The 19,431-nt window shown below is 67.2% G+C and carries 22 protein-coding genes; 11 read left to right on the forward strand and 11 right to left on the reverse strand.

The genetic code is table 11. From position 1 onward, the window contains the following. Positions 1 to 10 precede the first annotated feature (10 nt). Genes rph through hemW form a run of 3 tightly spaced genes read left to right on the forward strand, consistent with a single transcriptional unit; the run spans position 11 to position 2,608 of the window. Positions 11 to 742 (forward strand): ribonuclease PH, encoded by a 732-nt coding sequence (gene rph, locus ACNKW1_RS07910; RefSeq protein WP_418364033.1) that lies wholly within the window; start codon positions 11 to 13, stop codon positions 740 to 742. A gap of 26 nt (positions 743 to 768) precedes the next feature. After that, positions 769 to 1,374 (forward strand): RdgB/HAM1 family non-canonical purine NTP pyrophosphatase, encoded by a 606-nt coding sequence (rdgB, locus tag ACNKW1_RS07915; RefSeq protein WP_418364034.1) that lies wholly within the window; start codon positions 769 to 771, stop codon positions 1,372 to 1,374. Positions 1,375 to 1,384: 10 nt separating this feature from the next. Beyond that, the gene (gene hemW, locus ACNKW1_RS07920; protein WP_418364035.1) at positions 1,385 to 2,608 is read left to right on the forward strand and encodes a radical SAM family heme chaperone HemW; all 1,224 of its coding nucleotides are present in this window, start codon (positions 1,385 to 1,387) and stop codon (positions 2,606 to 2,608) included. 192 nt (positions 2,609 to 2,800) lie between these two features. Here hemW and ACNKW1_RS07925 read toward each other — a convergent pair whose 3' ends face one another. From ACNKW1_RS07925 to thiS, 9 genes are all read right to left on the reverse strand, one after another. Beyond that, positions 2,801 to 3,229, reverse strand: coding sequence for a BLUF domain-containing protein (locus ACNKW1_RS07925; protein ID WP_418364036.1), 429 nt, complete (start codon positions 3,227 to 3,229; stop codon positions 2,801 to 2,803). A 118-nt stretch (positions 3,230 to 3,347) separates the two neighbouring features. Further along, positions 3,348 to 4,145 (reverse strand): alpha/beta fold hydrolase, encoded by a 798-nt coding sequence (locus ACNKW1_RS07930; RefSeq protein ID WP_418364037.1) that lies wholly within the window; start codon positions 4,143 to 4,145, stop codon positions 3,348 to 3,350. A gap of 23 nt (positions 4,146 to 4,168) precedes the next feature. Further along, the gene (locus ACNKW1_RS07935) at positions 4,169 to 5,308 is read right to left on the reverse strand and encodes a toxic anion resistance protein (protein ID WP_418364038.1); all 1,140 of its coding nucleotides are present in this window, start codon (positions 5,306 to 5,308) and stop codon (positions 4,169 to 4,171) included. A 16-nt stretch (positions 5,309 to 5,324) separates the two neighbouring features. Beyond that, positions 5,325 to 6,260 (reverse strand): cobyrinic acid a,c-diamide synthase, encoded by a 936-nt coding sequence (locus ACNKW1_RS07940; RefSeq protein WP_418364039.1) that lies wholly within the window; start codon positions 6,258 to 6,260, stop codon positions 5,325 to 5,327. Next, entirely contained in the window at positions 6,260 to 6,892 is a 633-nt protein-coding gene (locus tag ACNKW1_RS07945; protein ID WP_418364040.1) for a YbhB/YbcL family Raf kinase inhibitor-like protein, read from the reverse strand. Before ACNKW1_RS07945 ends, ACNKW1_RS07940 begins: the two co-directional genes overlap by 1 nt. A 55-nt stretch (positions 6,893 to 6,947) precedes the next feature. After that, on the reverse strand, positions 6,948 to 8,789 hold the full coding sequence (gene sppA / locus ACNKW1_RS07950) for a signal peptide peptidase SppA (RefSeq protein ID WP_418364041.1): 1,842 nt from the start codon (positions 8,787 to 8,789) through the stop codon (positions 6,948 to 6,950). A 30-nt stretch (positions 8,790 to 8,819) separates the two neighbouring features. Beyond that, positions 8,820 to 9,626, reverse strand: a complete 807-nt coding sequence (trmB, locus tag ACNKW1_RS07955) for a tRNA (guanosine(46)-N7)-methyltransferase TrmB (protein ID WP_418364042.1) — start codon at positions 9,624 to 9,626, stop codon at positions 8,820 to 8,822. Continuing rightward, positions 9,623 to 10,408, reverse strand: coding sequence for a thiazole synthase (locus ACNKW1_RS07960; RefSeq protein WP_418364043.1), 786 nt, complete (start codon positions 10,406 to 10,408; stop codon positions 9,623 to 9,625). Before ACNKW1_RS07960 ends, trmB begins: the two co-directional genes overlap by 4 nt. A 124-nt stretch (positions 10,409 to 10,532) precedes the next feature. Continuing rightward, complete coding sequence (thiS, locus tag ACNKW1_RS07965; RefSeq protein ID WP_418364044.1) at positions 10,533 to 10,736, reverse strand: sulfur carrier protein ThiS; 204 nt, start codon at positions 10,734 to 10,736, stop codon at positions 10,533 to 10,535. Positions 10,737 to 10,930: 194 nt separating this feature from the next. Here thiS and metX point away from each other — a divergent pair, with 194 nt between their 5' ends. After that, positions 10,931 to 12,058: a homoserine O-succinyltransferase MetX gene (gene metX / locus ACNKW1_RS07970; RefSeq protein WP_418364045.1), complete on the forward strand. Its 1,128-nt coding sequence runs from the start codon at positions 10,931 to 10,933 to the stop codon at positions 12,056 to 12,058. Between the two features lie 80 nt (positions 12,059 to 12,138). Next, positions 12,139 to 12,726 carry a methionine biosynthesis protein MetW gene (gene metW, locus ACNKW1_RS07975; RefSeq protein ID WP_418364046.1) on the forward strand — a complete coding sequence of 196 codons (588 nt, stop codon included), beginning with the start codon at positions 12,139 to 12,141 and terminating at the stop codon, positions 12,724 to 12,726. Positions 12,727 to 12,783: 57 nt separating this feature from the next. Here the strand turns inward: metW and ACNKW1_RS07980 are convergent, their stop codons facing one another. Then, positions 12,784 to 13,101: a hypothetical protein gene (locus ACNKW1_RS07980; RefSeq protein ID WP_418364047.1), complete on the reverse strand. Its 318-nt coding sequence runs from the start codon at positions 13,099 to 13,101 to the stop codon at positions 12,784 to 12,786. Between the two features lie 154 nt (positions 13,102 to 13,255). Here ACNKW1_RS07980 and ACNKW1_RS07985 point away from each other — a divergent pair, with 154 nt between their 5' ends. From ACNKW1_RS07985 to ACNKW1_RS08000, 4 genes are all read left to right on the forward strand, one after another. Next, entirely contained in the window at positions 13,256 to 14,542 is a 1,287-nt protein-coding gene (locus ACNKW1_RS07985; protein WP_418364048.1) for an AmpG family muropeptide MFS transporter, read from the forward strand. Between the two features lie 92 nt (positions 14,543 to 14,634). Further along, entirely contained in the window at positions 14,635 to 15,438 is an 804-nt protein-coding gene (locus ACNKW1_RS07990; RefSeq protein WP_418364049.1) for an AzlC family ABC transporter permease, read from the forward strand. Beyond that, positions 15,438 to 15,761 (forward strand): AzlD domain-containing protein, encoded by a 324-nt coding sequence (locus ACNKW1_RS07995; RefSeq protein WP_418364050.1) that lies wholly within the window; start codon positions 15,438 to 15,440, stop codon positions 15,759 to 15,761. Before ACNKW1_RS07990 ends, ACNKW1_RS07995 begins: the two co-directional genes overlap by 1 nt. Before the next feature lie 3 nt (positions 15,762 to 15,764). Continuing rightward, positions 15,765 to 16,487: a uracil-DNA glycosylase family protein gene (locus tag ACNKW1_RS08000; RefSeq protein WP_418364051.1), complete on the forward strand. Its 723-nt coding sequence runs from the start codon at positions 15,765 to 15,767 to the stop codon at positions 16,485 to 16,487. A gap of 12 nt (positions 16,488 to 16,499) precedes the next feature. Here the strand turns inward: ACNKW1_RS08000 and ACNKW1_RS08005 are convergent, their stop codons facing one another. Then, positions 16,500 to 17,420 carry a LysR family transcriptional regulator gene (locus ACNKW1_RS08005; protein ID WP_418364052.1) on the reverse strand — a complete coding sequence of 307 codons (921 nt, stop codon included), beginning with the start codon at positions 17,418 to 17,420 and terminating at the stop codon, positions 16,500 to 16,502. Positions 17,421 to 17,587: 167 nt separating this feature from the next. Here ACNKW1_RS08005 and ACNKW1_RS08010 point away from each other — a divergent pair, with 167 nt between their 5' ends. Together ACNKW1_RS08010 and ACNKW1_RS08015 are read left to right on the forward strand one after the other, a co-directional pair. Beyond that, complete coding sequence (locus tag ACNKW1_RS08010; protein ID WP_418364053.1) at positions 17,588 to 18,628, forward strand: cupin domain-containing protein; 1,041 nt, start codon at positions 17,588 to 17,590, stop codon at positions 18,626 to 18,628. Positions 18,629 to 18,660: 32 nt separating this feature from the next. Beyond that, positions 18,661 to 19,371 carry a fumarylacetoacetate hydrolase family protein gene (locus ACNKW1_RS08015; protein WP_418364054.1) on the forward strand — a complete coding sequence of 237 codons (711 nt, stop codon included), beginning with the start codon at positions 18,661 to 18,663 and terminating at the stop codon, positions 19,369 to 19,371. Positions 19,372 to 19,431 lie beyond the last annotated feature (60 nt).

Consider the following 19,431-nt stretch of genomic DNA (forward strand, 5'->3'; position numbering starts at 1 on the left):
AGGAATCCCCATGCGACCCAGCCAGCGACACCCCGACCAGCTCCGCGACGTCCGCCTCACCCGCGGTTTCACCTGCCACGCCGAAGGCTCGGTGCTGGTCGAGTTCGGCGCCACACGCGTGCTGTGCACCGCCAGCGTCGAAGAGAGCTTGCCCCCCTTCCTGCGCGGCAAGGGCCAGGGCTGGGTAACCGCCGAATATGGCATGCTGCCGCGCGCCACCCACACCCGCAGCGCGCGCGAGGCCGCCAAGGGCAAGCAGAGCGGGCGCACCCAGGAGATCCAGCGCCTGATCGGTCGCAGCCTGCGCGCAGTGGTTGACCTGGTCGCGCTAGGTGAGCGTCAGATCGTCGTCGACTGCGACGTGCTGCAGGCCGACGGGGGCACCCGCACCGCCGCCATCACCGGCGCCTGTGTAGCCGTACATGACGCGCTCGTCGGCCTGATCACCGCCGGCAAGCTCGCCCACAACCCGATGCGCGAGCTCGTCGCCGCAGTGTCGGTGGGCATCCACCAGGGTGTGCCCGTGCTCGACCTCGACTACGCCGAGGACTCCGACTGCGACACCGACATGAACGTGGTGATGACCGAGAGCGGCGGCCTGATCGAAGTCCAGGGCACCGCCGAAGGCGCGGCCTTCTCGCGCACCGAACTCAACGCCCTGCTCGACCTCGCCGAACGCGGCGGGCGTCAGCTTTTCGAACTGCAGCGCGCGGTGCTGCACGCCGCCATCCCCAAGGCCTGACCCCCTCGCGCCAGGAGCACCATCGCATGAGCAAACGACTCGTCCTCGCAAGCAACAACGCCAAGAAGGCCGCAGAGATGCAGGCCCTGCTCGCCCCGCTCGGCATCGAGGTCGTCCCGCAGTCCGTGTTCGGCGTGGGCGAGGCCGAAGAGCCGCACCCCAGCTTCGTCGAGAACGCACTCGCCAAGGCCCGCCACGCCGCGTCCACCACCGGCCTGCCCGCGGTGGCGGACGACTCCGGCCTGTGCGTCGAGGCGCTCGGCGGCGCGCCGGGCGTGATCTCCGCCCGCTTCGCCGGCGAGCCCAAGTCGGACGCGCGCAACAACGCCCTGCTGCTGGACAAGCTCGCCCATCTCACCGAGCCCGCCCAGCGCCGCGCCTACTTCTACTCGGCGGTGGTGCTGGTGCGCCACGCCGAAGACCCACGCCCGCTCATCGCCGACGGTGAATGGCATGGCGAGATCCTCACCGCCGCGCGCGGCGAGGGCGGCTTCGGCTACGACCCACTGTTCTGGGTCCCCGAACTGGAGCAGACCGCTGCCGAACTCGACTCCGCGCTCAAGAACACCCTCAGCCACCGTGGCGCCGCCATGCGCCACCTGCTCGACCGCCTTGCCGCACATCCGCTCTGACCCCGCCGCCGTGACCACCCGCCGCACCATCCCGCTGACGCCACTCACCACGCCGGCGCGCGCCCTGCCGCTGCCCGAACGCCCACAACTCGAGGCACCGCCGCCGCTGTCCTTGTACGTGCATTTCCCCTGGTGCGTGAAGAAGTGTCCCTACTGCGACTTCAACTCGCACGCTCCACGCGAGGGCGGCATCCCCGAACAGGCCTGGCTGGACGCAGTGCTCGCCGACCTGCAGCACGCCCTGCCCCAGGTGTGGGGCCGACGGGTGCACGGCGTCTTCATCGGCGGCGGCACGCCCAGCCTGATGTCGGCGCAGACACTCGACGGCCTGCTCACCGGCATCCGCATGCTGTTGCCGCTCGACCCGCTCGCCGAGATCACCCTGGAAGCCAACCCCGGAACAGTGGAAGCCGAACGCTTCCGCGACTACCGCGCCGCCGGCGTCAATCGCCTGTCGCTCGGCGTCCAGAGCTTCGACGACACCATGCTGGCAAAGATAGGCCGCATCCACGGCGGCCTTGATGCGCGGCGTGCGATCGACGCGGCGTGCACCCACTTCGAGCGCGTCAACCTCGACCTGATGTATGCCCTGCCCGGCCAGACCCTGGACAGGGCGCTCGCCGACCTGGAGACCGCGATCAGCTTCGGCGTGCAGCACCTGTCCTGCTACCACCTCACCCTCGAGCCCAACACCCCCTTCGCGCACAACCCGCCACCGCTGCCCGACGACGACAGCGCCGCCGACATGCAGGAGGCGATCGAAGCCCGCCTGGCCGAGGCCGGCTTCGAACACTACGAGACCTCCGCCTTCGCCCGCCCGCACGAGCAAAGCCGCCACAATCTCAACTACTGGGCCTTCGGCGACTACCTCGGCATCGGCCCCGGCGCCCACGGCAAGCTCTCCAGCCACGAGGGCATCCGCCGCGAGATGCGCCACAAGCACCCCGGGCGCTACCTCGAAGGCGCGGCGCGCGGCGACTTCATCCAGGAAGCGCGCGAGGTGTCGGTGGCGGAGTTGCCCTTCGAGTTCATGATGAACGCGCTGCGCCTCACTGAAGGCGTGCCGGCGAAGCTGTTCGCAGCACGCACCGGCGTGCCGATCGAGGCGATCGCCGACGAGCTCGCGCAGGCGCGCGAACGCGGGCTGCTGGAGAGGGTGGCGGGACGGCTGCAGCCGACGCTGCAGGGGCGGCGGTTTCTGAACGAATTGCTGCAGGTGTTTCTGAAGGATTGAACACCCTGCAGCGTGCGAGGGGAGCGTCGAGGAATATTTCCTTGCCCAACAGCCTGAAATCCCGCGCCGATGAGCAGGTCGGCGAGCGGGGGCGCTGTCGCCCTACCCCAACCTCGTCTTCTGCATCGAACGACCGGATCACATCGATGTCTGGCGCGTAATGCACGGCCAGCGCGCCATTCAGGATACCTACTAGAATTTCGGTTTGAAGAGAGCCAACAGCCCAAGGCAGCCCGTTGGATCGTCGGCAAAGCTCTCTGCAATCAATCTGCTATTCATGAACTGCGAGAATCCCGGCGTCGCTTGTACGGCTGGATCAGACAAATCTCGAAATCCCATCGACCAGTCCGAAAACATCCGCGCATCGGCCTCGCCGTCCAGAAGCATTGTCGCACCGTGATGGCGAGGGTCCCTTAAAATAGTCTGATACAGCGCCTGCACGACGGTTCGCTCACCCTCAAGCAACTGAATGAAATCCCCGTCTTTATAAAGAAGCATCCCGGTCACGCCCAGGCGATTGTTCTTCTCACGGGCCTTTGAAAGCAACTCAAGCAACGCCGACTTACTGAACAGCTCCGAGGCTGCACTCACATATACAACGCGATAAATTGGAGTTGGCATAATTTTCGCTTTCTGAGTGTTAATTTTTTATGCGCCTATCGTGCATCCGGGGGCCGGAGACGATGATAGACAGCTTCTGGTCGAATGTATGAGTTCGCTGCAAGCGCCGCAACCAGCCCTACGTGGCGACGAAGGACCGGACCATGGCGACGACGTCCGCCTCGCGCTCACGATGCGGGACGTGGCACGTATCGGCCATCAACTCCAGCCGCGCCGGGCCGGCGCTGAGTTCGGTGATCAGCTGCGGGTGAGCGGGCGAACCGTATTCGTCATCGACGCCGTGAATGACCAGGCTCGGGCAGGTAACCTGCGGCAGCACGGCGCGCAGCGACCAGGCCGCGAAGTCCGGGTGCAGCCACGATTCGATCCAGGCGTCGAGCACCCAGCGCGCCTTGTCCCCGTGGTAGCGCTTGAGACGCTCAACCTGGCCCGGGTCGCTGAACAGGGCGCGCGCATCCTCCAGCCCGGCAACGGTACGGTCCTCGACGAAGGCCTGGGCCGATTCGGTGATCAGGGCGACGCAGGCCGCGCCGTGGCGCGCGGCGCAATTCACCGCCATTCCACCGCCGACGCTGTGACCAAAGACGATGAAACGCGCGATGCCGAGCTGGTCGATGACGGCTGCGAAGTCGCCCTCCGCCTCGCGGGCGATGAAGTCGAGCGCGAGCGTACCGGGATGCGGGTCGGAATGGCCGAAGCCGCAGCGGTCATAGGCCACCACCCGGCGCCCGGTGGCCTTGCACAGCGCTGCGGGAAACCCGCGCCAGAGCTCGACACTCCCCAGCGAGTCGTGCAGCAGCAGAATGGGCGCCCCCGGCAAGGACTCGGTCGGCGTCCAGCTACGGACGAAAAGGCGGCCGTGGAGGCCCTCGACCCAGGCGTCCTGGCTGGTGGTGTGCGGCAATCGGGTGTTCATGCGAGGAGGCTTGGGGCGGGTTGTCAGGGCTTCGGCTCGACGCGATTGCCATCATCCATGCGGCGGATCGCCTGCTCGCCCTGGCTGGCCAGCGCGGCGAGGCGGTCGATCTGGGCATCGAGCTTGGGCAGGGCGTCCTGGCGGTAGCGCGACAGGTCATCAATGGCACCGATCACGTCGGCGAAGGCCTGCTCAAGCTGGCCCATGTCTAGCATGGTCGAGGCCGCACGCTTCTGGATATCCACGCCCTGGGTGCGCAACGCCTGCGCGGTGCCGGCGATGAGCGCGGAGGTGGTCTCGTTGAGCGCGGCGACGCGGTCGAGCACCAGGCGCTGGTTGGCCAGGCCGAGCGCCACGGTGACGGCGACGTTGAGCGCCGACACGGTGACGTTGATGGCGCGGTCCACGCCGCGGATGAGCTCGCGGTTGTTGCGGATGACGACCTCGAGCGCGAGCACGCCTTGCTGGCTCACCGCCACCTGTTGCTGCAGGTCGACGATGCGCTGCCGCAGCGGAAAGAGGAGCTCCTCCTCGACGAAGGCGCGCCGCGGCGCGGGCAGGCTGGCGGAGGCGGCCTCGCGGGCCAGGCGGCGGTCGATCATGCGACCGAGTTCGACCTGGCGTTCGAGCTGCGCGAGGATGGCGCGCAGCGACTGCTGATCGTCGGCGAGGGTAAGGTTGTCGCGGCGCAGCATGTCGGCGCCGGCCTGCAGGTCGCGAATGATTGCGTCGAGCGCGTCCTGCGCCTTCTCGTACTTCTGGAAGTAGCGCTGCATCGGCTTGCCGACGCCGGGGATGAAGGACAGCGCGCGTGACAATCCTTCGCCGCTCAGCTGCTGGCGGGCGGGGTCGAGGTCCTGCATCTTGTCGCGCAGTGCGATCAACGCCTGCGCCACCGGACCGCCTTCGTCGCCCTGGTGGGCAAGCTTGCGGATCGGCGCCTGCAGCATCTCGCTGCGCCACGCCGCCTGGCGCTGCAGCTCGACGCCCATGGTGTCCACCGCCTCGCGCTGGCGCTGGAGTTCGGCCTCATCGGCGGCAAGGGCATCGCGCACGAAGGCGTCGGCGGTGACCGCAAGCTCGGGGTCTTCGGGCCTCTCCACAGGCTGCGGCGGAACCGTTTCGCGCGCGATGTCCTCGATCGGGGGCAGTGACAGGCTCATTGCAACATTCCTTGTTCTACGGCTTGCGGCCGTACAGGCCGGCGCGCTCGGCGAAGCGGCGCAGTTCCTGCAGCGCCTGCTCCATGTTGCCGGCGGCGGCACCCTGGCTGCGGCCGGTGTCGATACGGGCGACGGCGACCGCGACGTCATCGAGCGCGGTCAGCGCGGCTTCGTTGCCAGCGGCGATCTCACCCAGCCGGCGCTCGGTCTCGTCGGCGATCGCCAGCCGGCGCCGCAGCGCCTCGCGCTCGGTGGGGTTGAGGCGCGCGGCCTCACCTTCGAGCCGCGCACGGACGAAATCGGCATCCAGGCCGGCGCTGCCGTGCACCAGCTCGACCATTGCGCCCAGCCCGGCGGCCGCCTCGCGCCCAACCTCGCCGACCAGCCCGCGGGCGCGCTCGTAGGTCACTTCGCGCGCGTCGAACTTGTCATCGAGCACGTCGAGCGCGCGCTGGTAGCGGGTGAACAGGCGATCGGCCTGCACCGCGAGGTCCGGGCGGCGCAGATCAACGAGTTCGCGCTTGACCTCCCACAGCTGGAGCACCACCACATCGGCATCGGTCGGCGCGAGGTCGGGGTCCAGCGTCAGCAGGTTGCGCTCGCGGCGCGCGTTGGCGACCTCGTGGCGCTGACGTTCGCGGGCGGCGGCACGTTCACGCCCGGCACGCGCGGCACGCCAGCGGCGCCAGCGCTTCTCCACGGACAGCTCGATCGGCACCGCGGCCAGCCCGACGAGCCAGCCGCCGAGGCTGGCGCCGAAGCCACCCCAGAAGGACGTCATCAGCAACAGCATCGCCACCGTGGGCATCGCTACCGCGTAGCGCAGGATCACCTGCCAGCGCGAGGCCACCTCCTCGGGCACGACCAGCCGCGGGTCGTACAGCCCGGCCATGAACCAGGGCATGAACGACACCAGCAGCCCGAACGCAAGCCCTTGGAGGAAATCGAACATTACGTGGCGCCGAGCGCCGGGTTGAGCGTGTAGGTGCCGGTGAGCTTCGCCTCGCCGAGCACATGGCCGGCGATCGCGGCGCGCACGTCCTGGCCGGTGAAGCGACCTTCCACCGCGCAACGCGGCACGTCCAGCGCGTACAGCGTGAACACGTAGTGGTGGATGATCGAGTCATTCCACGGCGGGCAGGGGCCGTCGTAGCCGTGGTAGTCGCCCTTCATCGCATCGTCGCCGGCGAACCAGGCGGTGTAGTCGTTGACGCCATGGCGCGCGCCGAGCGCCGTCTCCGGCCCGGGCTTGCCGCCGGGCGTGACCTCACCGGAGAAGTGGCCAGCGTCGATGGTGCGCAGGTCGGCGGGCAGATCCACCACCACCCAGTGGAAGAAATCCACCCGCGGCAGGCTGGCCGGCACCGTGCGCCCCTCCTGGTTCACGTCGTCGCCCTTGCTCGGAACATCGGGGTCATGGCAGATGAGCACGAAGGACTGCGTGCCGGCGGGTACGTCGCTCCACGCCAGTTGCGGGTTGCGGTTCCCGCCGAGGCAGACGTGACCTTCCTCTGCAGGAATGCAGAAGGCGAATTCGCCCGGGATGCGGGCGCCGTCGGTGAAGCTCTGGCTGGTGAGTTTCAAGGCATTCTCCTCGCGGATTGAACGGGACGTGGTCGAAGCCTGCACGGCAGCCCGATCAGGGCGTCTCGCACAGGCAGTGCAGATACAGGTGACGCGGGTCGTTCCAGCGCAGCAGATCGGCGGTGGAGCGTTGCACCTCGCCGACCAGCCCAGCGAGCGGACCGGTCGCCAGGCCTCGGGTGGCAAACTCCAGGCCGAGATCCTCGCCGGTACGCAGCAGCCGGCGCAGCAGGCGCTGTTCGAGGGACTCGATCGCCTCGGGCCACACCACCTCATAGTCGGCGAGGCCGGCGCGGGCGGCCGCAGCATCGATCGCCCCCTGCAAGCCACCAAGTTTGTCCACCAGGCCCAGGCCAAGCGCGGCCTCGCCGGTCCACACCCGCCCGCGCGCAACGGTATCGACCTCGTCCACCGTCATGTTGCGGGCCTTGGCGACGACGTCCAGGAAGCGGCGGTAGCCATGCTCGATACTGAGCTGCATGGCCTCGGCCGCTGCAGGGTCGAGCGGGCGACGGGGATCGAGCGCCCCGGCGAGCGGGGCGGTGGCCACGCCGTCGACACCGATGCCCAGCCGCCTCAGTGGCTCGGAGAACTCGGGGAAGAGTCCGAAGATGCCAATGGAGCCGGTCACCGTGGCCGGCGCAGCCCAGATCTCGTCGGCGCCGGAGGCGATCCAGTAGCCCCCCGAGGCCGCCACCGAGCTCATCGACGCGATCACCGGCTTACCGGCCTGGCGAGTGAGCTCGAGCTCGCGGCGGATCAGCTCGGACGCCCACGCGCTACCGCCCGGGCTGTCGATGCGCAACACCACGGCCTTGATGCGCTCGTTCTCGCGCGCCGCTCGGATCAAGTGGGCGAAAGTGTCGCCAGCGACCACGCCCGTGGGTTCGGCCCCGTCGACGATGGTCCCTTGGGCGACAATCACCGCCACGCTCGCGGGCGAGGCCTCCTGCTGGCCGGCGACCACCGCCAGATAGTGGTCTATGTCGATGCGGCGCGGCTCTTCGCCATCCGGGGCCTTGCCCACGGCCTCGATCAGGCGCGCACGCCATTCGTCGCGAGTGCTGAAGCGGTCGACCAGGCCCGCATCGAGCGCGGCCTTCGCAGCGTCCCCCCCGGCAGCGGCGAGGGCGCCGCGGATGTCGTTGACGTGCGCATCGACCGCCTCGGCCGGGAGCTTGCGGCTGGCGGCGATGTCGTCGCGCATGATGCGCCACAGGCCGCCGAGCAGGTCGCGCGTGGCCTCGCGGTCTTCGTCGGACATGTCGTTGCGGGTAAAAGGCTCGGAGAAGGACTTGTATTCGCCGACGCGGAAGACGTGCATCTTCACGCCGAGCCGGTCGAGCGCATCGCGGAAATAGGTTCCGTAGCGTGCCAGGCCGCGCAGCAGGACGAAGCCGTCGGGTGACAGGTGCACCTCATCAGCCACCGAGGCGAGGTAGTACTGCGACTGGGTGAAGCGTTCGCCGCGCGCCAGCACTGGCTTGCCCGAGGCCTTGAAGTCGGCGATCGCGGCACGCAGCTCGGCGAGCTTGGATAGACCGCCACCGATGAGCTCGTCCGTCTCGATCACCAGCGCCGCGATGCGGTGGTCGTCGCGCGCGCTACGCACCGCCTCGACCAGGTCGGCAAGGCGCACATGCCCAGCGGGCGCGCCACCTGCGCGCAACAGCGCGAGCGGCGGCTCGAGTTCGGTCTGCTCGACGAGCGTGCCAACGGGGCTCAGTACCAGCGCAGACCCGGCCAGCACCTCGGGTGCGGGCCGGAAGAACAGCGACACCAGCACGCCGAGGCCGAAGATCAGCGATGCGTAGAAGACGCCGCGCACGAGCAGGTCGAACAGGCGCACAAACATGCGCAGCACGTTGTAGATGAAGCGGAACAGGCCTCGGATCACGCGGCGGTTTCCTCGTCGGTCAGGCGGTGGTCAATCGGTACGGCGGCGGAACACCAGGTCCCAGACACCGTGTCCGAGCCTGAGACCGCGGTTTTCGAATTTCGTCAGCGGGCGGTAGTCCGGGCGCGGCGCAAAACCGTCAGCGGTATTCTGCAGCAGTGGCTCGGCGGAGATCACTTCGAGCATCCAGTGCGCGTAGTCCTCCCAGTCGGTGGCGCAGTGGAAGTATCCGCCCGGGGCGAGTTTCTGTGCGACGAGGGCGACGAAGTCGGGCTGGACGATGCGACGCTTGAAGTGGCGCTTCTTGCGCCAAGGGTCGGGGAAGAACAGATGTACGCCGGCCAGGGCACCGTCGGCAACCATGTCGCGCATCACCTCGACGGCATCGTGCTGCATGATGCGCAGATTGGACAGATTGCCCTCGGCGATCAGCTTGCACAGCGCACCCACGCCGGGGGTATGCACTTCGATGCCGAGGAAGTCCTTCTCGGGCATTGCAGCAGCGATCCGCGCCGTGGTCTCACCCATACCGAAACCGATCTCGAGGATCTTCGGTGCTTCGCGACCGAACGCGACGTCGAGGTCGAGCGGCGCGACACGGTAGTCGATGCCGACGCTGGGCAGCACTTCATCCAGAGAACGCTGCTGAGCCTCGGACATGCGCCCCTGGCGCAGCACGAAGCTGCGGATGCTGCGGCTGGAGAAGCGGTGCTCAGGGCTGTCGCGACCGATGATCTCGGCCTGCGAGCTGACTTCGGCAGACACCGGCACGCCTGCTCCGCCCGCCCGTTCCCGAACCTCTGGCGCGGCCATGGCTTCGTTGCGAACCTTGGTCATGAACCGATCAGCCCCTGGGTCGGCGAGCTCGGGTCGGCCGAATAGAACTTGCGCGGCATGCGCCCGGCGAGGAAGGCTTCGCGGCCGGCCTCAACCGCCTTGCGCATCGCGCCCGCCATCAGGACCGGCTTGCCGGCGGCGGCGATCGCAGTGTTCATCAGCACGCCGTCACAGCCCAGCTCCATCGCGATCGCAGCGTCCGAGGCAGTGCCCACGCCGGCATCGACCAGCACCGGCACCTTGGCGTTATCGATGATGAGGCGCAGGTTCCACGGGTTGAGGATGCCCATGCCGGAGCCAATCAGCGAAGCCAGCGGCATGATCGCGCAGCAGCCGATCTCCTCCAGCATCTTCGCCTGGATGGGGTCGTCCGCGCAGTACACCATGACATCGAAGCCATCCTTCACGAGAGTCTCTGCGGCCTTGAGCGTCTCGGGCATGTTGGGGAACAGGCTCTTGGGGTCGCCGAGCACTTCGAGCTTGACCAGCGGGTGACCATCAAGGAGTTCGCGCGCCAGGCGCAGCGTGCGAACCGCATCGTCGGCGGTGTAGCAGCCGGCGGTGTTGGGCAGGATGGTGAATTTCTCCGGTGGCAACACGTCGAGCAGGTTGGGCTCGCCCGGGTTCTGGCCAATATTGGTGCGGCGGATGGCGACAGTGACGATCTCGGCGCCGCTGGCGTCGATGGCTTCGCGTGTCTCGGCGAAATCCTTGTACTTGCCGGTGCCGACGAGCAGGCGCGAGCTATAGGCCTTACCGGCGATGACCAGGGGGTCGTTCATGTTGGGAACCTGTTGTGCGGGGTTGTCTGGAAGGAAGGTGCGTCAGGGGGGCGACCCTGCGGGAACGGATTTGGCGGGAGCGGGCGATCCCGCTTCCACCATACCCGCATCCACCGAGATGGCTTCAGCCGCCGCCGACTGCGACGACGATTTCGAGTCGATCGCCATCGGCGAGTTTCACGTCGGCATGGCGGGCCTTGGGCACGATCTCGCCGTTACGCTCGACCGCGAGCCGTTTGCCGACGAGGCCACGCGCCTCGAGCAGCGCAAGCACGGTGAAATCGGGTGCCAGCGTCTCGGGCTGGCCGTTGAGAATGACCTGGATCATGGCGTTCGGGGCTGTCCGTAGGCGAAAAATCTTATCATGCCGTGGGTTTGACTTTTGCCCGGCGCGGCGCTAACTTCCTGCCACCTAGCGCCGATTTGATCAACAGCTTGCGGGCGCTCAACAAATACGGCTAAAGCGAGGGCACCCAGTCCGCGTTTGTAGCCGACTGGGTTTTTTGTTTGCAGATGACGAAATTGATCCCACCCCAATCGGTCGGCGTCGTCGCGCCGCAGCGGGCCGAGTTCACCGAGCCGCTCGCGCTGCGTAGCGGGGGTACGCTGGACAAATACCATCTCGTCTACGAGACCTACGGAACGCTCAACGCCGATGGCAGCAACGCGGTGCTCGTCTGCCACGCGCTGTCGGGCTCGCACCACGTCGCCGGCACCTACGCCGACGCGCCGCACAACGTCGGCTGGTGGGACAACCTGATCGGCCCGGGCAAGCCGCTGGATACGCGCAAGTTCTTCGTGATCGGGGTGAACAACCTCGGCGGCTGCTACGGCTCCTCCGGACCCAACCAGATCAACCCCACCACCGGCACGCTGTGGGGGGCGGACTTCCCCTTCGTGACCGTGGAAGACTGGGTGGAGTCGCAGGCGCGCCTGGCTGATCGCCTCGGCATCCAGCGCTTCGCCGCGGTGGTGGGCGGCTCGCTTGGCGGCATGCAGGCGATGTCGTGGGCGCTGCAGTTTCCCGAGCGCGTGGGCCACGTCGCGGTGATTGCCGCCGCGCCCAAACTCACCGCGCAGAACATCGCCTTCAACGAGGTCGCCCGCCAGGCCATCCTCACCGACCCCGAGTTCCACGGCGGCCACTACTACGCGCACGGCGTGGTGCCGGCGCGCGGGCTCAAGCTGGCGCGCATGGTGGGGCATATCACCTATCTGTCCGACGACTCGATGGCGGAGAAATTCGGTCGCAGCCTGCGTCATGGGCGCAACACCTACAGCTACGACGTCGAGTTCGAGATCGAGTCCTACCTGCGCTATCAGGGCGACAAGTTCGCCGGCTACTTCGACGCCAACACCTACCTGCTGACCACCAAGGCGCTCGACTACTTCGACCCTGCCTTCGAGTACGGCGGCAACCTCGCCGCCGCCCTGGCGCGTGCCACGGCGGACTTCCTCGTGGTGTCCTTCACCACCGACTGGCGCTTCTCGCCCGAGCGCTCACGCGAGATCGTCTACGCGCTGCTGCACAACAAGCGCAACGTCAGCTACGCGGAGATCGACTGTCCGGCCGGACACGACTCCTTCCTGCTCGACGAGACCCGCTACCACAAGCTGCTGTCGGCCTGGTTCGACCGCATCGAGGTTTGAATGACAACCCCCACGCTCACTGCGTTCGCTGCCCCCCGAGGGGGCACCAGTACGCTTGAGACGGCTCGGCGCATACTGACATGACCTCCTACCGCTATGACTATGAAGTGATCACCCAGTGGATCGAGCCCGGCGAAAAGGTGCTCGACCTCGGCTGCGGCGACGGCGATCTGCTGCGCCACCTGATGCAAGTGCGCCAGGTGCAGGGCTACGGCGTCGAAAACGACCCCGACAAGCTGCTGGGCAGCGTGAAGAACGGCGTGAACGTGATCCAGATGGACCTCGAGAAGGGCCTGGTGGGCCTGGAGGACGGCTTCTTCGACCACGTGATCATGAGCCTGTCGCTGCAGGCCATGCACAACACCCAGGGCATCCTGCACGAGATGCTGCGCGTGGGCCGCGAGGCCGTGGTGAGCTTTCCCAACTTTGGCTACTGGCGCCACCGCCAGAGCATCCTCAACGGCCGCATGCCGGTGTCGGAGAGCCTGCCCCACCAGTGGTTCAACACCCCCAACGTGCGCTTCTTCACCATCGCCGACTTCGACGCGCTGTGCGAGATGAACGGCATCGCAGTACACGAACGCCTCGCCTTCGACGAGGGCAAGCTGGTGCTGGACGAGCCGAACTTCCTCGCCAGCGTCGCGGTGTATCGTCTGGGAAGAGCCTGAAACCGGCCTGGATGCGGGCCGGCAGGCGAGCCCGGGGGTGTCCCCCCGGGCATGGCGTCAGCCGACGACGAAGGACGAGACGTCCACGCGCACGGCCGGGCGCTCGAGCGCTGCAGCAGTCACGATAGCGAATTTCTTCGCCCATTCAGCGCCCTGCTCGAAGCGACTCTCGCCGCCGTATTTGGCGACGTTGAGGATCATGTCGAGCACCAGCACCTTGCCCATCGGGTTGGAAGGCGAGCACTCGAGCTCATCGAACTCTTTCGCGAGCCAGCTACGCGCCTGCTCCTTGGTGGTCGAGGCAACCTCGGCGTCGTGCAACGCGAACTCGTACTCGCGGTCACCGCCGAATACCACGGTCACGGTGTAGGACATGGAAAACAACCTCCTCGATTGGGGGATCTTTGCTTTGCCCGCATTGTTGGCGCAGAGCGCAGCGGATGCAAGCAAAGTATCGAATTGTGTAAACGGAAGGGGGTGGCGATGATCTGCGATAATGCGCGGCTCCGCAACGCCCCGGCCCCGCATCTTGTCCTCGCCCTCCGCAGCCCCCCGGACGCCCGCCTGGCTCGCCGCCCTGCTCAACCGGCGGATGCTGATCTGCATCTTCACCGGCTTCGCATCCGGCCTCCCGCTGTACCTGCTGCTCAACCTGGTGCCGGCTTGGCTGAAGACAGAGGGCCTGTCGCTGAAGGCGATCGGCGCCTTCGCGCTGATCCAGTTCCCCTACACCTGGAAGTTCCTGTGGGCGCCGCTGCTCGACCGCTACGGCATCCTCCCCTGGCTGGGGCGAAGGCGAAGCTGGATGTTCGTGTCGCAGCTCGGCCTGCTGGCGGCGATCGCCTGGCTGGGGCAGGTGTCGCCGGTGGATCACCTGCCGATGGTGGTGGGCCTGACCGCAACGATCGCGCTGCTGTCGGCCACGCAGGACATCGCGCTCGACGCCTTCCGCCGCGAGATCCTGCCCGACGCCGAGCTGGGGCTGGGGAATGCGATTCATGTGAATGCATACCGGATCGCGGGGCTGGTGCCGGGGTCGCTGTCCTTGATCCTGGCGGACCACCTCCCATGGGCGCAGGTCTTTCTCATTACTGCGGCGTTCATGATCCCCGGCCTGGCGATGACACTGCTGGTGAAGGAGCCGCTCGCCGATGCCGGCACCCCGCGCACCCTGCGCGACGCGGTGGTCGAGCCCTTTCGCGAGTTCTTCGGCCGCCACGGCGTGCAGTCGGCGCTGCTGGTGCTGGCTTTTCTGTTCTTCTACAAGCTGGGCGACTCGCTGTGCACCGCGCTCGCCACGCCCTTCTACCTCGACATGGGCTACAGCAAGACCGAGATCGGCGTGATCGCGAAGAACGCCGGGCTGTGGCCGATGGTGATCGGCGGCATCCTGGGCGGCATCTGGATGCTCAAGCTCGGCATCAACCGCGCGCTGTGGATCTTTGGTGTGGTGCAGTTCGTCACCATCCTCGGCTTCGTGTGGATGGCCTGGCTGGGCCCGGGGGATTCGACTCCGGCACGCCTTGTGGTGCTCGCGACCGTGATCGCCGGCGAAGCCGTGGGTGCAGGACTGGGCACCACCGCCTTCGTCGCCTTCATGGCGCGCACCACCCACCCGGCCTACACCGCTACCCAGCTCGCGCTGTTCACCAGCCTGATGGCAGTGCCGCGCACCTTCATCAACGCAACCGCGGGCTGGCTGGTAGAGGCGCTGGGATGGACCAACTTCTTCTGGCTGTGCTTCGCGCTTGCGGTGCCGGGCATGGTGCTGCTGCTCAAGGTCGCGCCGTGGAACGGGGAGCGTACCCAGACATGAGGCGCGCACGCCTGCCCGCCATCACCGGGAGAGCGCGCACGCCGCACGCTCGCTCAGCGGGCGTCGGCCCGACAGGACGGGCGCGTTGACCGATGCGCAATAGTCCAAGACTGACGGAGTTCCTCGCCGGCTGTCGCGACGAATCACCGCTGCTGCTCGGCGTCACACCCTTCGGCATGATCTACGGCATCGCCGCGCTCGCCGCGGGTGTGCCCGCCTGGCTGGCACAGCTCGCCTCGGCCATCGTCTTTGCCGGCGCGGCACAACTGGTGATCGTACAGATGCTCGCTGCCGGGGCGGGCTTCATGCCGATCGCACTGACTTCGGGCCTGCTCAACCTGCGCCACGTGCTCTACAGCGCCTCGATGGCCGAGTACGTGCGCCACCTGCCGCGACGCTGGCGACTGCTGCTGGCCTACGTGCTGACCGACGAGGCCTACGCGGTGGCGGTGCTGCGCTACCAGCGGCGCGGGCCGGAGCCCGCTGCCGCTCAGGCCGGAAACCCTGACGAAGCGCCCCCATCCGCGGCAAGCACGGCATGCAGCGCCAGCGATGCGGCCATCGGGGCTCGGGCGCCTGCCGAAGACCTGCGGCACTGGTACTTTCTCGGCGCCGGCTTCACGCTGTGGGCAGGCTGGCAGTTGTCCACCGCGGTCGGCCTGCTGTTCGGCGCCACCATCCCACCCGAGTGGGAGCTGGATTTCGCCGTGCCGCTGACCTTCATCGCGTTGCTGACCCTGCTCCTGCGCGAGCGTGCGGGCCAGGCCGCAGCACTGGCCGCGGGGCTCGGTGCGCTGGTCTTCGCCGCCCTGCCCTACAAGCTCGGTCTAGTCGCAGCGATCCTGCTCGGCCTGGCCGCAGGCGCGTGGACCGTGCACCGCCTGGAGCGCGCGTGATGAGAACGGCAAGCCTCGTTCTGCTGCTGGTGCTGGTCGGGGTGCTGACCTACCTGTACCGCTACGCAATGATCGGCCTCTTTGCCAGCCGCAGCCTGCCCGGATGGCTGCATGCGCTGTGTCGCCACATCGCACCGGCGAGCTTCGCCGCACTGACCGCGAGCGGGCTCTTCGTAGCCGGCGGGGAAGTGGTGCTCGCCTTCGACACGCCACGCCCCTGGGCCGCGCTGGTCGCGGTGCTGGTGGCCTGGCGCACGCGCAGCGTGCTGGCCACCATCGCTGCCGGCATGTCAGCGCTCTACCTCTTCAAGCTGCTGTTCTGACCGATGACCACACAGACCCTGATCGACGCCGCCCGCACACTCTCCGATGCAGTCGATGCACTGCCCTTTGCGCCTCCCGTCACCCACGTCTACAACCCGCTCGACTACGCCTGGAACGTGCATCGGCGCTATCTGGAACGCTACGGCGCGGGGCACAAGCGGGTGGTCTTCATCGGCATGAACCCCGGCCCCTTCGGCATGGCGCAGATCGGCGTCCCCTTCGGCGAGATCGCCAGCGCACGCGACTGGCTGGGGCTAGAGGGTCCGGTCGGGCAGCCGCGCATCACCAACCCGAAGCGCCCCGTGGAAGGCTTCGCCTGCACCCGGTCCGAGGTCAGCGGCCAGCGCCTGTGGGGCCTGTTCCGGGCCCGCTTCGGCACTCCCGAAGCCTTCTTCGCAGGGCATTTCGTAGCCAACTACTGCCCGCTGGTGTTCTTCGAGAATGGCCGCAACCTCACCCCCGACAAGCTGCCGGTCGCCGAGCAGCGCCCCTTGCTTGCCGCCTGCGACACCCACCTGCGCACCCTGATCGGAGCCCTGCAGCCCGAGTGGGTGATCGGCATCGGCAACTGGGCAGAAAAGCGTGCCACCGAAGCGCTCGCGGACCTGCCCGGACTGAAGTTCGGCCGCGTGCTGCACCCCAGCCCTGCCAGCCCCGCCGCCAACCGTGGCTGGGCCGAGGCGGCAACGAAGCAACTGCTGGCGCTGCAGGTCTGGAAAGACTGAAGGCGCAGCCGCTCAAGCAGGCGGAGATACCTGACCGCCGGCTTCGGACATCAGACTGGCAATCAAGCCCCTCAGCCAACGGTTGCCGGGGTCATGGTGAAAGCGCTCATGCCAGTGCTGCTTCACCGTGTACTCCGGCAATGGAAAGGGTACCGGCAGGATGCTGAAATCACCCCGCCCGCGCAGCAGTTCGCCCAAGCGGCGCGGCACAGTCATCAGAAGGTCGGTGCGCTCCACCACAAATGCGGCGCCAAGAAAGTTGGGGATGTCGAGCACGATGCGCCGCTTGATCCCTTGACGGGCGATCTCCTGCTCGATGATCTGATGTCCGGTTCCGGTTGCACGGAAGGCGGCATGCCCCTCCGCCTCGAACTGCGCCAGCGTGAGTCCGCCCCGGATTCGTGGGTGATCCGCGCTGGCCAGGCAGACGTAGTGCTGACGAAACAGCGCCTGCTGGTAGAAGCCCGCCTCAAGACCGGGGATGAAGCCCACTGCCAGATCGGCCTCCCCCGACTCCAGCTGGCGGCCCGCGCTGTCGTCCAGCGAGGCGATATCGATACTGACCCCTGGCGCAGCGGCGCGTAGCGCCCCCCACAGCCTCGGCAGCAGGACGAGGTGCGTGATGTCGGTCATGCAGATGCGAAAGCGCCGCGCTGAAGTCGCAGGGTCAAACACGCTGCGGAGCCCAAACGCGCCCTCGAGCGCATCGAGTGCATGACGGATCGGCTGAACCAGTTCCTCCGCCAGGGGCGTCGGCGCCATGCCTCCAGAGGTCCGCACGAACAGGGGATCCGAAAAATGCTCGCGCAACTTGCCCAACGCCACGCTGACCGCGGGTTGGCCAATCTCGAGCAGTTCGGCCGCACGACTCACGCTGCAGGTCTTGTAGACCGCATCGAAGATCTGCAGCAGACGCTGGTCGGGATTGCCCATCGGCACACCTCTATTCGAAATCCGAATTAACTCTATTCTCCGACCTGCGTAGACGCAATATTTATCGCCCTATAAATTGGCTCCCACCACAACGCATCGCCGCTTGCTTTGATCTAACGCAAAAGCCTTGATCGAGGGGCGACGAGTCCAGAACGGAGGAGTCAGAAATGCAGGAACTCGGTCGTCTCGATGATCTACCGCTCGTGTACCGCGAGTCTCTCGAAGCGCAGAATCTTGTGCCCTTGTGGCCCAGCCTGCGTTCGGTGCTCCCTCCAGGCACACCCGCACGGCGCACGCAAGCCGTCAAATGGTCGTACTCGGCGCTGCGCCCGCTGCTGATCCAGGCTGGCGAGCTCACACCGATCGAGAAAGCCGAGCGCCGCGTGCTGGTGCTCTCCAACCCCGGTCACGGCCTCGAAAAGATGCAGGCCAGCGCCGCGATCTATCTCGGCATGCAACTGTTGCTGCCCGGCGAGTGGGCGCCTGCGCACAAGCACACCCCGAACGCAGTGCGCATGATCGTCGAAGGGGAAGGTGCCTACACCACGGTCGACGGCGAGAAGTGCCCGATGCACCGCGGCGACCTGATCCTGACGCCGACCGGCCTGTGGCACGAACACGGCCATGACGGCGAGGATCCGGTCGTATGGCTCGACGTGCTCGATCTGCCGCTTGTGTATTACACCGAAACCTCCTACGCGACCGAAGGCCGGGAACAGGCCGTCACGGGCACGCGCCTGGAGCGCAACTACGCTCGTGGCGGTGTCGTGCCGTCGCCCGTATTTACCCGCGGCAGCGCCCGCACCTACCCAATGCTGCGTTACCCGTGGGCCGACGCCCGCAGCGCGCTGCTGAACCTTGCCGAAGCGCAGCCCGAAGTGGAGGCAGTCCAGGTCGCATACGTCAATCCCGAGAGTGGCAGCGACTGCCAGAACATCCTCGGTTTCTCGGCCCTGATGCTGCGCCCGGGCGAAACCCTGCCGCTCCCGGCGCGGTCGCCTGCGATGGTGTTCCATGTCATCGAGGGAGGCGCCGAAGTCTGGGCGGACGACAAGACATTCTCCCTTGCCCCCGCAGACACCTGCTGCACGCCGGGCTATGTGCCGGTCACCCTGAAGAATCCGTCCCCGTCCGAACCCGCCTTCATCTTCATCGCCGACGAAAGCCCGCTGCACAAGAAGCTCGGCGTCTACGAAGTTCGCACCTGACCCCCGACCCCAACACACCCAGAGAACAAACGATGTCCGACAATCAATACCTCTTCCCGCCCGCCCCCATCTACTCCCTGCCGGTACGCGGCATCGAGCCGCGGTATCCGGTCAAGCGCATCTTCTGCGTCGGCCGCAACTACCACGCGCACGCCGTCGAGATGGGCCGTCCGGTCGACAAATCCACCGCACAGCCGTTCTACTTCACCAAGGCCGCGTCCACCCTGGTCGAATCCGGCGCCACCGTGCCCTATCCGACCGGAACCTCCAATTACCACTACGAGATGGAACTGGTCGTTGCCATCGGCGCACCGGGCTTCCGCGTCGCCGAAGCGGACGCTGAGCGCCTGATCTACGGTTACGCCGCCGGCCTCGACATGACCCGCCGCGACCTGCAGCTGGTCGCCCGCGAACAGGGCCGCCCCTGGGACCTGGGCAAGGACTTCGAGCTCTCCGCCGTATGCACGGAGATCGTGCCGATCGGCGACCTGGGCCTCCTCGATACCGGCACGATCAAGCTGCAGGTGAATGGAGAGACCCGGCAGTCCGCCGACCTGTCACAACTGATCTGGAGCATCCCCGAGCTGATCGCCGACCTGTCGAAGTTCTACCACCTTGAGCCCGGCGACCTGATCTTCACCGGCACGCCGGAGGGTGTGGGTGCAGTCAAGAGTGGCGACCGCATCACCGGCCATGTCGACCGGGTCGGCGACATCGAACTGACGATCGGCGCCGCCGAATAGAGCCCGCGTGGCGGGGCAGCAAACGCTCCGCCGCCACCCATCGAGCAGGAGGAGACATTC

The sequence above is a fragment of the Thauera sp. WH-2 genome, assembly GCF_048321015.1.
Classification (GTDB): Bacteria; Pseudomonadota; Gammaproteobacteria; order Burkholderiales; family Rhodocyclaceae; genus Thauera.